Origin of the sequence: Flaviflexus equikiangi (genome assembly GCF_014069875.1) — a bacterium.
In the GTDB taxonomy this organism is placed as follows: Bacteria; Actinomycetota; Actinomycetes; order Actinomycetales; family Actinomycetaceae; genus Flaviflexus; species Flaviflexus equikiangi.
This window is the reverse complement of the sequence record NZ_CP059676.1, coordinates 161,064-175,320: the sequence shown is the minus strand read 5'-3', so window position 1 is coordinate 175,320 and position 14,257 is coordinate 161,064. Positions and strand designations below refer to the sequence as shown.

The window sequence follows — 14,257 nt, the reverse complement described above, 5'->3', positions numbered from 1 at the left end:
ACCACACCCCGCTCACTACGGTGCGAGCTTGGCGAGTCCGAAGCGGAGGCCCGATACTGGGTGCATGACAACACTTTTCCTCACCGGCGCGGGACGCGGGGTCGGCGCGGCGCTTGCCGATCGGCTTTCCGAGACGTGGTCTCTCATCCTTCTCGCACGCAACGAGGACAGTGCTCGGCTCCTGCGGGAGCGCTACCCTTCTTCCTCGATCGTGATCGGCGACCTGTCAGAGAGGAATGCGGCAGCGACCATCGCGTCCCAGATACCGGAGAGCAGCCTGGATGCCTTCGTGTCCTGCGCTGGCATTGAAGGAGCGTCACCGCTTGAAACTATGGCGGACGACTTCTTGCGGGACGTGTACACCGTCAACGTGCTCACCCCGATCCTTCTCACCAAGGCACTCCTTCCCCGCCTGCGCGAGGCTCGGGGCACGGTTGTCTATGTTGGCTCGACTGCCGCGACTGCCGACTTCCCCGGCTGGCTCCCCTATTCGACCTCGAAGGCCGCCCTCGAGAAGGCGGCCTCGGTGTTGCGGGCGGAGGAGCGCACGATCCGGGTCAGCACGGTGACCCCGGGCCGCATTGATACGGACATGCAGAGGGACATGGCGGCCAAGGCGGATCGTCGCTTCGATCCATCCACCGCCATGTCCCCCGATTCGGTTGCATGGGCGATTCAGATGGTGCTGGAAGCACCTTCTGATTCAGTCATTGATCGGCTCACCATCACCCCGAACCGCTAGTTGCCGGGCTGGACGAAGATCGAGGAGTAGTCGGGCTCCTTGGAGATGATGCCGAAGTCGACTGCGGCCTTCGCGTATGTTTCCACGGACTCGGTATCGAGTCCCGGCTCGAAGGTCGCGAAGGCGATGCGGGAGGCAACGTCCTCGGTCAGTCCGATTTCGGACACGGCGAGCTCGCGGAGCTTGTCATGGTTCTCTGACGCGTACTCGTTCGTACGGTCGAGTGCACGCTGGAATGCTGCCACCGTCTCCGGATTCTCGTCCGCAAAGTCTCCGGAGGTGATGTAGTAGCCGAGTGTCGAGTTGGGGAACGCTTCCGCAAAGTTCGCAAGCACGGGACGGTAACCGTTGTCGTAGGCGATAGTCTGGAATGGCTCAACCATCCAGATCGCATCCACGTCGCCGCGTTCCAGGGCTGCCGACATGTCGGCGAAGTTCATCGGAACGTACTCGATGGTCGAGGCGTCAATACCCTGGTTCTCGAGAGCAACCGGGATCGTCACGTCTCCGAGGTTCTTCGTCGAGTTCACGGCAATCGTCTTTCCCGCGAGGTCCTCGGGGCCCTGGATGTCGGAATCCTCGAGGACGAACACGCGCGAGCTTGTCTCATCGGATGTGCCTGCGACACCGCAGCAGTTGGAGACGAGCTTGATGTCGAGACCCTGATCGATGGCGGCAAGGTCAGAGACGACGTTCGCGTAGCCGATGGGGCTTTCACCGTTGACGACGGACGGAATGATCGCGGAACCGGATTCGGCGATCTTCACCTCGACGTCAAGGCCCTCCTCCTCGAAGAAGCCCTCCTCGACTCCGAGGTAGAGCGGCGTCGAGTCGACGGTCGTGATGTGGTAGACCGTGAGCTTCGTCAGTCCGTCTGCTGTTTCCTCGAGAGCATCATCCGACGAGCAGGCCGCGAGGGCGAACAGTCCGGTCAGTGCCAATGCTGTCGCTTTGCCAAGTAATTCCATTCTTTTCTTTCTGTTGTCTTAGATCGAGTATTCGGGCGATGGGCCCTGATCGGCAGGCACGACCAGATTTCGTATCGTGCCGAAGATTTCTGCCCGATAGGCCGAGAACTCGGGCAGTGCCCGTGTCTCCAACTGATTTCTCTCCCGGGGCAGGTTGATGTCGATGACACGCTCGATCCGGGAGGGCGTCTTCGAGAGGATGGCGACGCGGTCGGACAGGTAGACCGCCTCGTCGACGTCGTGGGTGACGAACACGAAGGTCGAGTTCGTCTGCTCCTTCACCCGCAGGAGCAGGTCCTCGAGATCATTGCGGGTCTGAGCATCGACTGAAGCGAACGGTTCGTCGAGGATCATGACCTCGGGACGGTAGGCCACGGCACGTGCGATTGCGACGCGCTGCTGCATGCCCCCGGACAGCTGCCACGGGTACCTGTCTCCCACGCCTGCCAGGCCGACGTTGAACAGAGCGGCCTCAACACGCTTGGCGATCTCGGCTCGCTCGACACCGTGGGCCTTGAGCGGGAGGCCGATGTTCTTCGCCACCGTCATCCACGGGTAGAGGGACCTGGAGTAGTCCTGGAACACGAGGGCGATCTCGCGGGGAGGTCCAACGATCTCCTTGCCGTCGAGAAGGACCCTGCCGCTCGTCGAGTCGAGGAGCCCCGACACGGTCCGCAGTAGCGTCGTCTTGCCTGCCCCCGACGGGCCGACGATCGTGAGGAATTCCCCGTCGAAGACGTCCACGTTGATGTCTCGTAGGACCTCCGTTCCCTTGTCTCGACGGTTTCGCGCCGGATAGGTCTTATGGAGATTTTCGATACTGAGTCGAACACGGGCGGTCATGTGTTGTCCCTTCCATGCAGGCCGCGATCCCAGGCCAGCAGACGATTTTCGATAAGCGTGAAGACGGTGGTGAGAGTGAATCCGAGGACGCCGAGGAGGATGATGACGCCCCATACGGCACTCTGGTTGAAAGAGTTTGACGCAGTGATGAGGAACGCTCCGATGCCATCCCGAGACCCTCTCATCTCGCTCGTGACGACGAGGATGAGGGAGAGCGGGATCGCGACCGTGATTCCTGCGACCGCGCGGGGCATAACGGCGGGGATGATGACGAAACGCTGCTTCGCCCATCCCGTGATGCCGAAGCTCTTCGCCGTGTCATGCGATTCTCGAGGGATCGACCGCACTCCATCGATGACGTTGAGGAGCACGGGGAAGAGTGTGCCGAGTGCAATGATGAAGATCTTCATCTGGTCCCCGAGTCCGAAGATCACGATCGCGAAAGGGATAAGGGCGGTGCCGGGGATGGCGCGAACGAACTCGAGCGTCGGCGTCAGACCGTAGCGGACAAACCTGACCTGCCCGATGATGAGGCCGAGGAGGAACCCGCCGCCGATGCCGAGAAGGAGCCCCCGGGAAAGGTTCGCCAGGCTCGAGAGGAGGTCGGCACGCCCCTCCCCCATGAACCAGTAGGCCCACACGGATTCAAGGACGTCCTGGGCAGGCGGATAGTAGAGCTCGCGGGACTGGTTGGATGTCACCCACCAGAGAAGAAGAACAATACCGGTGCCGAGGAGACCCAGCGCCAGCGACATTGGCTTTTTCATGCGGCCTCGTTTCGGTAGGACTCGTGCCAGGACAGGATCCTCTTCTGAAGCGCCAGAAGCCCCGTATTGAGGGAGAATCCAACAATTCCGATGACGACGATGTAGGCGTACATGACCGTCAGGTTGCCGGCAGAGCCGGCTGCCCCAAGTGCACTGCCGAGCCCCGCCATCCCCATGAGCAGTTCGGCCGTGATGCAGAAGATCAGCGCCGTGTTGGAGGCGATCCGGATGCCCGTCATGAGCTGAGGAAGCATGCTCGGCACGATCACGTAGCGGAGTCTCGTCCAGAAGCCGAAGGAATACGCATCGGCAGTGTCCCGGCCGACGGGATCGATCATGCGGGTCGCCGATATCGACGACATGAGCATCTGGAAGAACGCCCCGTAGGTCGCGAGGAAGACCTCGGCATTCTTGCCCGAGCCGATGGTGAAGATGACGAGCGGAATCATCGCGATCGACGGGATCGGCTTGAGGAAATCGAGGATCGGCCCGAACAGGGCGGAGAAGTAGCGAGAGGAACCCAGAGCCAGACCGATCGCGGTTCCCGCCGTGACAGCAAGCGCAAGCGCTTGTGCCCACGCGTAGAGCGTCGCACCGATCGCGGACCACAGCGCGGAGGTGGCGATCATACCGCCGAGCTCGCCCAGGATCTGGCTCGGAGAGGGCGCGAACCGTGTCGGGATGACATCGGTCAGGGCGGCGATCTCCCACGCGAGGAGAAGAACGAGGGCAGTGCCGACCGCAAGACCTGTACGGACCGGTGCCCTCCTGTAATCAATGGTCATGATCCTCCGACCCGAGAGATTTCCTGTCGATCTTGTTCGTGCCGGAGAGGGGGAACTCGTCCACGAAGTAGACGTGACGCGGATGTGCGTAGGGCTCCATGCGGGCCAACACCCAGTCCTTGAGTGCCTGCTCGGATACGGTTGCACCGTCCTTGGGGATGACGAAGGCGACAGGTTTCGCTCCCTTCACGGCATCGGTCACGGGGACGACAACGGCCTGGAGCACACCTGGATGCTCCTCCAGGACCTTCTCGACTGCCGCCGGGTGGACGTTCTCCCCGCCGGAGACGAACATGTCATCGACTCGTCCAGAGAAGAAATAGAACCCCTCTTCGTCGCGCCGGAAGAGATCACCGGTCGCGTAGAAGCCCTCCGCGTCGACCGGACGGTCGGGACGGTTGAGGTAGGCGGTGAACTCGGCGGGGGATGCGAGGGCAAGATTCCCGGTGATCTCTCCCGTCACGCTGCTGGAGGCTGACTGGCCGTCCTCGACGAGCACCGTGCCATCGTCAGCAAGAAGACGGACCCGCACCTGCGGGTGGGCGACTCCGACGGAGTTCTTCGGTGTGGGCATGTCCGGGTGGGGCGCGAAAGCAACTGGGCCCGTCTCTGTCGTCCCGTAGCTGATCGTCAACGTCGCGCGGGGGAACACGTCCGCGATCATGTCAATGAGCTCGTCGCTCAGCGGCGCTGAACCGAACAGATGCTCCGTCACGGAACTCAGATCGAGCTCGTCGATCAAGGCCTTCTCCCGCAGCGCCAATGCCATCATGGGCGGCACTCCAGTCGTCTTCGTGACCCGATGGTCTGCAATCGCACGAAGGTAGCCTTTCGCATCGAAGACCGACTGGAGGATCACGTGATCTCCCTGGAGGAAAGCACCCTGCACCGTGGCCAAGCCGTTCATGTGGTAGAGGGGTGCGGCAACGAGAATGGTCCGATGCTGTCCCTGTTCGGCGTGGGACATGATCCACCGATGGGAGCCGTGGGAGCGGACAACACCCTTGGGCCTGCCGGTCGAGCCAGACGTGTACAGCACCATGGCAGGATCGCTCTCGACAACATCAGCGGCGCGAACATCGTCGAGCGCCACGTCCCCGCCACGGAGGTCATCGAGCAGGATGGGGCGAGTTCCGGCCGCACGGTCCGCAGTGTCCGTGAGGACCAGTGTCGGCCGGGCATCGTCAAGCACAAAGTCCAGAGCGGATGGTGGCAGCTTATGGCTGATCGGAACAGCCACAGCCCCCGCCCTCATGATCGCGTAGAACGCCACGACCCACGCGAGCGAGTTCAGGCCGATGATGGCGACTCGATCCCCGGGACGGACGCCCCTCTGTGCAAGGGCCTGCTGGGCGGAAGCGATGCGGAGGCCGAGTTCACCGTAGGTGACTGCTAACTGCTCCCCATCTGTCTCCGTCAGGGCGGGAGCAGCGGGATCGAACCGAGACACAGCATCGCCGATATTGCCGCTCACTCCGGCCGACGTCATGAGGATGCTCCGAGAGGGGTGGTCGCTGAGGCGGCGAAGGTGCCGCGAGCAAGAGCCGCGGTCTTCCCTCCTTCGTTTGCCAGCTCGGCTTCGGCAACTGCAATCGCTCGCCCCGGCTTGACGAGGCGTCCGATGACAATGATCTTTCCTGGCGTGACGGCGCGAAGGAAGTGTGTCGAGAGATCAATGGTCGGGGCCGTCCCTCCGAGAGATCCGACGAGCGAGAAGCATGCGGCAACGTCGAGGAGCGCGGAAATGATGCCGCCGTGAATCACCGTCCCGTCGGCCGAATTCGTCCACTCCGATCTCGTCTCGGCCTCGAGGGTGATCGCCGTGGGCGTCAGATTCGTGACGGTCACGCCCAGCCACCGGTTGAACGGTCCGGCATCGATAGCCGCCTGCACGTCCGCCGCCGTGGGTGCGCTCATGCGTCGGTCCCCCACGGTGCGATGATGACCTTGCCTGTCACGCCGCGATCCTCGAGCCGCTTGAGAGCAGCAGGCGCTTCCTCCAATGTGAGGACCGAGTCGACGACCGGGTGGAAATCTTGTGTATCGATGAGGTTGACGAGTGCTTCGATATCTTCTCGGCCGAAGCCGTTCGAGCCTTGGACCTTAAGTTCGAACGACCAGATGTATCGCAGGTCCTCCGCAGGATTGAAGCCTGCCGTTGCACCGCAGACAAGAATGGTGCCGCCGAGCTTCGTCGACTTCAGGGTCGGGTGCCATGTGTCGCCCCCAGTGTTGTTGATGATGACATCGAAACCGGGCTCCGTGGAGCTTCGCGATGGCTTGCCGACGTTCGCTCGAGTCCACGCATCGATCGCGATGTCACGGTAGTTGAAGTACTCGTCCGCACCATAATCGAGGAGCTTCCTTCCCTTGTCGTCAGATCCGACGGCCGCAACAACATAGGCTCCGAGCTGCTTCGCGATAAGGACAGATGCGGTACCGACACCGCCGGAGGCGCCGAGAACAAGAACCTTGTCACCCGCCTTGATCGCGTTCTTTCCGACGATCATCCGGTGGGCGGTGCCGTACGCGACCGGCAGGGCGGCCGCCTCGGCGAACGACACGCTATCAGGGAGCGGAATCAGCTGGCCGGCTTCGACAAGAGAGTACTGCGCAAGCCCGCCGTCCATGACCTCTCCCATGAGCTCGAATGCCGAGTTGAGAGGATTGACGACAACCCGATCGCCGACGGTGAAGCCCTCCACGCCCGCGCCGATCTCGTCAACAGTTCCGGCGATATCGAGGCCGGGGACGACCGGCATCGGAATCCTGATCCCCGGCATCCCACCAACCGTGAAAATGTCGTGATAGTTGAGCGATGTGGCTTCGACTCTGACAAGAACCTTGCCGGGCTCGATGTCGGGCTTCGGGTAGTCCTCTGTCAGAACGAGGGAATCGACAGAGCCGTGTTCGTAGAGAACAACAGCCTTCATGGTGTGTTGATGAGTCAATGCTTCTCCTGGATGGTGGTACGCGACAGCGCACACGTGATCGTCATATAGCGAAAAGGTGGCCGTGAGCGAGGACAAACCCCTGGTGTGCAGGTTGAGGGAAGACTCAGATGGTCCAGGTTCCTGCGGGCCCACTCACGGCAAGGCCAAGACAGGGAAGCTCCCCCCGGCACTCACCGCACGGACACTCGAGGCAACACATGTCGGCCTGGGTGCCGAGGGCAGCCAGGGACATTCGAAGAGCATCCGGATTATCGGTGTGGATCGTGAACGAATCGAGAGTGACCCGGGCACGTGTCGACACGGCAGGGGATACCGAATCCTGCCAGTCGATGAGGAACGGAATCGCACCGTTCATTCCGCCTCCGAGCGGTGGCGTCAGCCGCCACGACAGCAGCTCTCCGTCGGGCTTGCGGCGCGAAGCAGGCGCAAGATCCCCAACATCAATGCCGCTCTCCCGACCGGCGATCACCGTCGCATCCGCATCCTCAGGATGGAGCACCCATGTGGATACCGTGGTTGAGGTGACGTTGTCCACGCCGAAGGGGCGCGCTTGGGCGGGCTCCGGGAGGTCGCGGTCGATGCCCAGCAGCTCGAGATAAGAATCGGTGCCGAAGGAGACGAGATAGTTTCTCGTGCCCAGCTTCTCGTGCGAACCGCCCTTCTCGGGCCGGACGCCCGTGGTGGCGGCGAACTCTTCGACGAGACCATCAAGGTCTGGAGTGGTGACAACGATGTGGTCGAGGAGAGGTGGGACGAGACGGCTGTCGGTCATCACATCTCCTTCCAAGGCGATAGTTTCGTTGTCAATGATCTGCTGTCATTCTGACAAAGGAAGGTCGGGTTTGTATAGACGTCTCACGGGTCGGTATCGCTTATCCCCCACTCTGCGCGCAACGACGTCACGCTGAACACGCAGGCTACCGGGCTAAAGACTGTCGCCGTCACCTGCTCTTCGCCCTCGGAGAACTCCCCGGCCCACCCCCGCACGTTCCGCGCGGCGGCGAAATCATGGCGCAGCCGACAGTCCCCTGATTTCCCTCTGCGCATACTCGTCCGTTAAGATCGAAAGGCATGTTGCGGGTTCGCGGCACGCGAGGAGGATTCGCCTAGTGGCCTATGGCGCTCGCTTGGAAAGCGGGTTGGGTGCAAGCCCTCGGGGGTTCGAATCCCCCATCCTCCGCAGGAACAGGGACTTTTCGTCATTGACGGGAAGTCCCTTTCTCGTTCCACCCGCCTATCGAACATCCGAGTCTATTCGAACGCCCGGCGCTGGTGGGGTGTTCGGCCTGTCATCACCGGTGGGGTCCGATTACGGTTGCGGCTTCGGTCGGCTGAGGGTCGGACTGGTGGACCTTGGCGGCTCATCGCTCTCCCACCATCGTCCCCGGGTCGGAATCACCAATCGACAGCAGTACGTGCGCGAGAGCTGTTCGGCTGGCTGTGCTAGCAGAACAGGCCGCGTTCGATGACAGCGTGATGGTCCGTGACAGCGGCCTATCCGGCCTTGGACCCCTTCTTGCGCGAACCCTTCGAGCCGTTCTCTTTCTTGGCGCCCGTCTTCGCGCGCTTCTTATCGAGTGAAGCCTTGAGCGCCTCCATGAGATCGATGACGTCAGCATCGTCCGCCGTGTCGCTCTCGCCGAAGGTAGTTGCCGTATCGAGTGTCTCGCCCTGTTCGAGCTTCGCGTCGATGAGCTTTCGCAGTTCGACCTGGTACTCGTCCTCGAACTCGTCGGGCGTGAAATCTGAGGCGAGCTGGTCGACAAGCTGGGAAGCCAGCTTCAGTTCCTGATCACTGATCTTGGCGCGTGATCTCGTTGCCGGGAAGTCCATCTCCCTCACCTCATCCGCCCACAGCAGCCCTTGGAGGACGAGAACCTTGCCGCGCGAACGCAGTGCACCGAGGCGAGTCTTCTGCCGCAGGGCGAAGGTGACGATCGCTGTGCGATCGGTGTCCTCGAGAGTGCGCCGGAGGAGCAGATAGGACTTGGGGGATTTACCCTCGGGCTCGAGATAATAGCTGCGTTCGAACATGATGGGATCGATCTGGTCGGAGGGGACGAACTGGACCACCTCGATCTCGTTGTTTGCCGCTTCGGGAAGCGACTCGAGGTCCTCGTCCGTGAGGATGATCGTGTCACCGTCCTCTTCGTACGACTTGTCGATGTTCTTGTATTCCACCTTCTTGCCGCAGACTTCGCACACTCTGCTGTAGCGGATCCGCCCACCGTCAGCATCGTGCACCTGGTGGAAGGAGATATCGTGATCCTCCACGGCGCTGTAGGCCTTGACCGGAACGTTGACCAGCCCGAAAGTTATTGCCCCTGTCCACACTGCTCGCATGGCGACGATCCTAGCGTAAGCAGCATCACAGCGAGCTGTTGAGGGAAGTGTCGCCGAACGTTACCCTCAGGAGACTGGATCGAGGTGATGAACGTGGGGCGTGGCGGACAGCTGTACCGAGTCGGGGACAGACTCCTCACGGTGTCACGCCTCGACAAGGTGCTCTATCCCGAGACAGGGACGACGAAGGCCGAAATCCTCCACTACTATCTCACCGTCGCGGACGCCATGATCCCGCTGATGCACGGACGACCCGTCACCCGAAAACGATGGGTCGATGGCGTGGGCACCGCGAACAGTCCAGGTGAGGTCTTCTTCCGGAAAGATCTCGAAGATTCTGCACCCGGCTGGATTCCGACCGGAAGGCAGACACACTCGACCGGGGTCAGCACGTATCCGCTTGCACAGGAAGCCGCCGTGCTCGCATGGTTCGCCCAGGTGGCGGCATTGGAACTGCACGTCCCCCAGTGGCGCTTCGGACGCCAAGGCCAACCCCGTCATCCAGACCGCCTCGTCCTCGATCTCGATCCGGGCGAAGGCATGGGCCTGCAGGACTGTGCTGCCGTTGCCTGCCTGTGCCGCGACATCTTGGACGACATGGGAATGTCGACGTTTCCTGTCACGTCAGGTTCCACTGGCATCCACCTGTACGCACCGCTGGATGGCACCCACAACTCTGACGTCATCTCCGCTTTCGCCCGAGAGCTGGCACGCGGACTCGAGACGGATCATCCGGACCTCGTTGTCTCGACGATGACGAAGTCGCGCCGTCGCGGCCGCGTCCTCGTCGACTGGAGCCAGAACAACAGCTCTAAGACGACGATCAGCCCGTATTCCCTGCGGGGGCGGCTGCGCCCCACCGTGGCTGCCCCACGGACGTGGGAGGAGATCACCGCTCCTGGGCTGCGTCACTTGGAGATGGGAGAGGTCCTCGAGCGTCTCGAGCGGGGCCTCAATCCGATCGCGGCGCTCGGGGACGAGGATGTCTCGATCGATCGGTTATCGACCTACCGTTCCATGAGGGACCCGGGGAGAACCACAGAACCAGTCCCGGCACAGCCACCGTCGCAGGGCTCGGAAGGGCATCGGCCCATCTTTGTCATCCACGAACATCACGCCAGCAGCCTGCACTGGGATTTCCGCCTCGAACACTTCGGTGTTCTCGTGTCGTGGGCGATTCCCAAAGGGCCGCCTGCCGAGCACGGCACGAACAGACTCGCCATTAAAACCGAGGACCATCCGATCGAGTACGCGTCATTCGAGGGAGTCATCCCGCGCGGAGAGTATGGGGCCGGGACTGTCAGCATCTGGGACAGCGGTTTCTTCGAGTGCGAGAAGTGGGTGGATGGGAGCGAGGTGATTGCGGTGCTTCACGGAGAGAAGGCGGGAGGTCTCGGCGGGATCCCGCGGCGCTTCGCTCTCGTCAACACTGCATCCATGGGGAAGGACGCGTGGCTGCTCCGCCTCACGGACGCTCAACCCGAGGGAGCGCCGACACTACCCCGGACGGTCCCGACGATCAACGATCTCCCCTCCCCTATGCTCGCACGCCCAGCAGTTCGCGGTGACGTCGCTGAGGGTTCGTGGGCCTATGAAATGAAGTGGGACGGATACCGTCTCGTCGCGGGAATCGTCACCGACGGCACGAATGGTGCCGTCGTCCTTTCGAGTCGCAACGGGGTGGACATGACGGACAGGGTTCCCGAACTCAGTGAGCTCGTCCATCTCCTGACAGGTGATGCTCTCGCCGCTGGTGGTGCGATCCTCGATGGCGAACTGGTGGCTGTTGACGAGCAGGGGCGGCCGGACTTCGGGAAACTACAGGCAGCGCTCCGCGGGGATGAGGAGGCAGATCTCCGATATATGGTCTTCGACATTCTGCACCTTGGCCCACCATCAGCCGGCCGCTCCCTGATCCGCCGTCCATTCCTGGAACGTCGAAGCATTCTGGAAGCGGGCGTGGCGGCGGGAGAGCATGTGGCGATCCCTCCCCACGACCTCGGCCACTTGGCCACGGCCGAGAAGGCCAGCAGAGAGCTGGGCCTTGAGGGTGTCGTCGCGAAGCGCACCGACTCGGTCTATCTCCCCGGAGAACGGGGAACAGCCTGGCTCAAGCTCAAATTCCACCCTCATCAGAGCATTGTGGTGATCGGGGTGCGCCGCGGGCGGGACGGCCGCGGCATCAGATCCCTGCTCGCTGCCGTCCCCGACGATCAGGGGGAGCTCAGGTACGCTGGCCGCGTCGGATCCGGCTTCTCGCAGTCGCAGCTCGTGGCAATCGACCAAGAGTTGCACCGTCTTGAACGAAAGACGCCACCCGTCGCGGACGTTCCGGAAGCAGACATGCTTGACGCCTGGTGGGTGACCCCCAAGAAGGTCGGAGAGGTCACCGTGGCGGGCAGAACGCGCAACGGTCGATTGCGGCACGCCGTGTGGCGCGGATGGCGCACAGACCTGGCGCCCGCGGACGTGCGGTGGGAGGTCTAGAGCCTCTCACGCCTGCTTTGCGGCAGCATGAGGGCGGCACCGATCGCCACCAGCCAGCTGTCTTTGGCGACAGCGGTTCCCGCCTCGGACGGGCGCACGCCGTCCTCGAGCGTCATGTCGGGCAGAGCGAAGTAGCTTGCCATGAGTCCTGCACCGAAGGTTGCGAGAGCCGCTCCCGCCAGGCGGGAGGGCACGAACGGCAACAGGAGCGCCGCACCGACGGCGGTCTCACCGTAGCTGAGGAACTTTCCGAACTGCGCGGGTGTCATCTCTGCCATGATCGGCACGCCCGCTGCCGCCATGCGCTGGAGCCCAGCGGCCGTCTCCTCGTCCATGCCGAGCTTGTTGATGCCCGAGTTGAGGATGTAGGCGCCGGGTACTGCTCGAAGGATTGCGTTGCGAATGGTCATGTCTCTCCTGACGTGTGGGACCACAAGTATAGAGAGGCCACCTTGACGCTTCCTGGGTTAGAAGATGGCGCGCAGTCCGAGGACGACAAGGGCGGACATTGCGGAGACCGCGGGGAGTGTCACGACCCAGGTCACGCCGATCGACTTCATGAGCTTCCAGTTGGCAGCCCTGTTGGCCACGCCGATGCCGAGCACGGCGCCGATAAGGATGTGTGTCGACGACACTGGCAGACCGAGAACGGACGCACCCATGACCACCATGGCTGCGGACAGTTCCGCGGCGAAGCCCGAGGAGGGGTGCATGCGTGTCAGGCTCGTCCCCACCGTTCGGATCACGTTGCGGCCGGTGAACCAGAGGCCACCGACAAGTGCCACGCCGAAGGCGATCATGACGATGGTGGGGATCGCCGCCGTCTCGTAGACGTTGCCCGTGCGCAAGACATCGAGGATTGCAACGAACGGGCCGATAGCGTTGGCGATGTCGTTGGAGCCGTGGGAGAAGGCGAAGGCAGAGGCTGTGAACACCTGCATCCACGCAAAGACGAGGAAGGTCGACCGCTGCAGCGACTTCTTCTTGAGGAGCCGCACGAGGATCGAGGTCGCCATCCATGCCACAGCGGACACCATGGCGAGAATGACGATCTTGCCTGACATGGACAGGGCCAGGTCGAGGTTTGACAGGCCCTTGAAGATCAGCATGGAGGCGATGACGAGGGCGCCGAAGGAGGCGAGGGCCGGAACCCACTTCTCGAGGGCGCGGTGCGCATCGATCTTCTTCGCCTCTCGGTCCATCAGCTCGAGCTCTTTGAAGTAGTCCGACTCGAGTTCATCGAGCTCGAAATCTCCCGACGATACTCGCTTCGAATCGCGGCTCAGTGCTTCCGTGTAGGAAACACCCTGAAGGTCGGAGAGGACCTCGAACGAGTGGCGGTGCTGCATGACGAACTCTTTGCGCTTCGTACCGAGCGCCTCCAGTGCAGCCTCGGCCTGTTCGTTGAACTGGAGAATATACTTCTTGATCCAGCGATACATCCCGTAGGAGACGAGCCCGCCGAGGAGCGGTGACAGAACCCACGACACGGCGATCTTGCCGATCTCGCCCCACTGGACCATGTCGAGCGCGTTGTCCTGCCCCGTCACGAAGCCGACCATGAGGGCGGCGCCGACAATGCCGCCGACAATCGAGTGCGTCGTGGAAACCGGGTAGCCCATCTTCGAGGCGAACAGCAGCCATATAGCGGCGGCCAGGAGCGAGCTCATCATGATGAACATGAGATCGTTGGGACTGATGTCGATCGTCTCGAGATCGACGATGCCGCTGCGCACGGTCTCGGTGACTTGGCCGCCGGCGATGATCGCGCCGCTGACTTCGAACACGGCCGCGATCAGCAGCGCCTGCTTGATCGTCAGCGTGCCCGAGCCGACAGATGTGCCGAACGAGTTCGCCACATCGTTTCCGCCAATGTTGAAGGCCATGAACAGGCCGAAGCAGGAGGCGAGGAAAAAGACGGGAAGACTCGCATCCACGCCGATATATCCGAGCCCCCATTTGGCAAATATGACAAAAGTGACCGCGAGGAGCAGAGAGAAGGCGATATTCCACCCTGTGTTCCGCTCCGTAGCGTCCTTGAAGATGATCTGTTCAGCAGAACTTGGCTTCGGACTCGCCATGCCACTCCAATATCCATTTCTGGCGGCCGGACAGAATTGCCCACCCGCTGAGGCCAATCAGATTATGGCACGTTTATCCTCGTTCTCCGACACCTTTCTGCTACGAATTGTTCACACGATCGACCTCTTCTGGTCACCTGTTGCGGCGGATACTGGCGCCACCATGCCCATGTGCGATACATCATCATGTTCAGCGCGGAAGAGAATGAACTAGCGGGCATATCACCCCTTGCTCACATGGAAGGATGTGCAAGCAAAAAGGGACATAAGTCGGACAAGTCCCCCGA

Annotated in this window: 13 protein-coding genes and 1 tRNA gene; 3 read left to right on the top strand and 11 right to left on the bottom strand. The window is 62.1% G+C overall.

Annotated elements, in window-relative coordinates:
- Positions 1-64 precede the first annotated feature (64 nt).
- Entirely contained in the window at positions 65-742 is a 678-nt protein-coding gene (locus H2O75_RS00900; RefSeq protein WP_182172372.1) for an SDR family NAD(P)-dependent oxidoreductase, read from the top strand.
- Here H2O75_RS00900 and H2O75_RS00895 read toward each other — a convergent pair.
- From H2O75_RS00895 to H2O75_RS00860, 8 genes are all read right to left on the bottom strand, one after another.
- Positions 739-1,710, bottom strand: coding sequence for an ABC transporter substrate-binding protein (locus H2O75_RS00895; RefSeq protein ID WP_182172369.1), 972 nt, complete (start codon positions 1,708-1,710; stop codon positions 739-741). The genes H2O75_RS00900 and H2O75_RS00895 overlap by 4 nt on opposite strands.
- A gap of 18 nt (positions 1,711-1,728) precedes the next feature.
- The gene (locus H2O75_RS00890; RefSeq protein WP_182172367.1) at positions 1,729-2,553 is read right to left on the bottom strand and encodes an ABC transporter ATP-binding protein; all 825 of its coding nucleotides are present in this window, start codon (positions 2,551-2,553) and stop codon (positions 1,729-1,731) included.
- Complete coding sequence (locus H2O75_RS00885; protein ID WP_182172363.1) at positions 2,550-3,320, bottom strand: ABC transporter permease; 771 nt, start codon at positions 3,318-3,320, stop codon at positions 2,550-2,552. The genes H2O75_RS00890 and H2O75_RS00885 overlap by 4 nt, the downstream gene beginning before the upstream one ends.
- Positions 3,317-4,105, bottom strand: a complete 789-nt coding sequence (locus H2O75_RS00880) for an ABC transporter permease (protein ID WP_182172360.1) — start codon at positions 4,103-4,105, stop codon at positions 3,317-3,319. The genes H2O75_RS00885 and H2O75_RS00880 overlap by 4 nt, the downstream gene beginning before the upstream one ends.
- Positions 4,095-5,594: a class I adenylate-forming enzyme family protein gene (locus H2O75_RS00875; protein WP_182172357.1), complete on the bottom strand. Its 1,500-nt coding sequence runs from the start codon at positions 5,592-5,594 to the stop codon at positions 4,095-4,097. Before H2O75_RS00875 ends, H2O75_RS00880 begins: the two co-directional genes overlap by 11 nt.
- Positions 5,591-6,022, bottom strand: a complete 432-nt coding sequence (locus H2O75_RS00870) for a PaaI family thioesterase (protein ID WP_182172354.1) — start codon at positions 6,020-6,022, stop codon at positions 5,591-5,593. Before H2O75_RS00870 ends, H2O75_RS00875 begins: the two co-directional genes overlap by 4 nt.
- Positions 6,019-7,038, bottom strand: coding sequence for a zinc-binding dehydrogenase (locus tag H2O75_RS00865; RefSeq protein WP_182172351.1), 1,020 nt, complete (start codon positions 7,036-7,038; stop codon positions 6,019-6,021). Before H2O75_RS00865 ends, H2O75_RS00870 begins: the two co-directional genes overlap by 4 nt.
- A gap of 124 nt (positions 7,039-7,162) precedes the next feature.
- Complete coding sequence (locus H2O75_RS00860; protein ID WP_182172348.1) at positions 7,163-7,831, bottom strand: VOC family protein; 669 nt, start codon at positions 7,829-7,831, stop codon at positions 7,163-7,165.
- A gap of 323 nt (positions 7,832-8,154) precedes the next feature.
- On the opposite strand from H2O75_RS00860, the gene H2O75_RS00855 reads away from it, so the two are divergent.
- Positions 8,155-8,239: transfer RNA gene (locus H2O75_RS00855), tRNA-Ser, on the top strand.
- A 314-nt stretch (positions 8,240-8,553) separates the two neighbouring features.
- On the opposite strand, the gene ku is transcribed toward H2O75_RS00855, so the two are convergent.
- Positions 8,554-9,402: a non-homologous end joining protein Ku gene (gene ku / locus H2O75_RS00850; RefSeq protein ID WP_182172345.1), complete on the bottom strand. Its 849-nt coding sequence runs from the start codon at positions 9,400-9,402 to the stop codon at positions 8,554-8,556.
- A gap of 87 nt (positions 9,403-9,489) precedes the next feature.
- Between ku and H2O75_RS00845 the strand changes: the two genes are divergently transcribed.
- A complete protein-coding gene (locus tag H2O75_RS00845) occupies positions 9,490-11,889 on the top strand; it encodes an ATP-dependent DNA ligase (RefSeq protein WP_182174778.1) in 2,400 nt (799 codons plus the stop codon).
- Here the strand turns inward: H2O75_RS00845 and H2O75_RS00840 are convergent.
- Entirely contained in the window at positions 11,886-12,299 is a 414-nt protein-coding gene (locus H2O75_RS00840; RefSeq protein ID WP_182172342.1) for a hypothetical protein, read from the bottom strand. The genes H2O75_RS00845 and H2O75_RS00840 overlap by 4 nt on opposite strands.
- Positions 12,300-12,356: 57 nt before the next feature.
- A complete protein-coding gene (locus H2O75_RS00835; RefSeq protein ID WP_182172339.1) occupies positions 12,357-13,970 on the bottom strand; it encodes an inorganic phosphate transporter in 1,614 nt (537 codons plus the stop codon).
- Between the last annotated feature and the right edge of the window lie 287 nt (positions 13,971-14,257).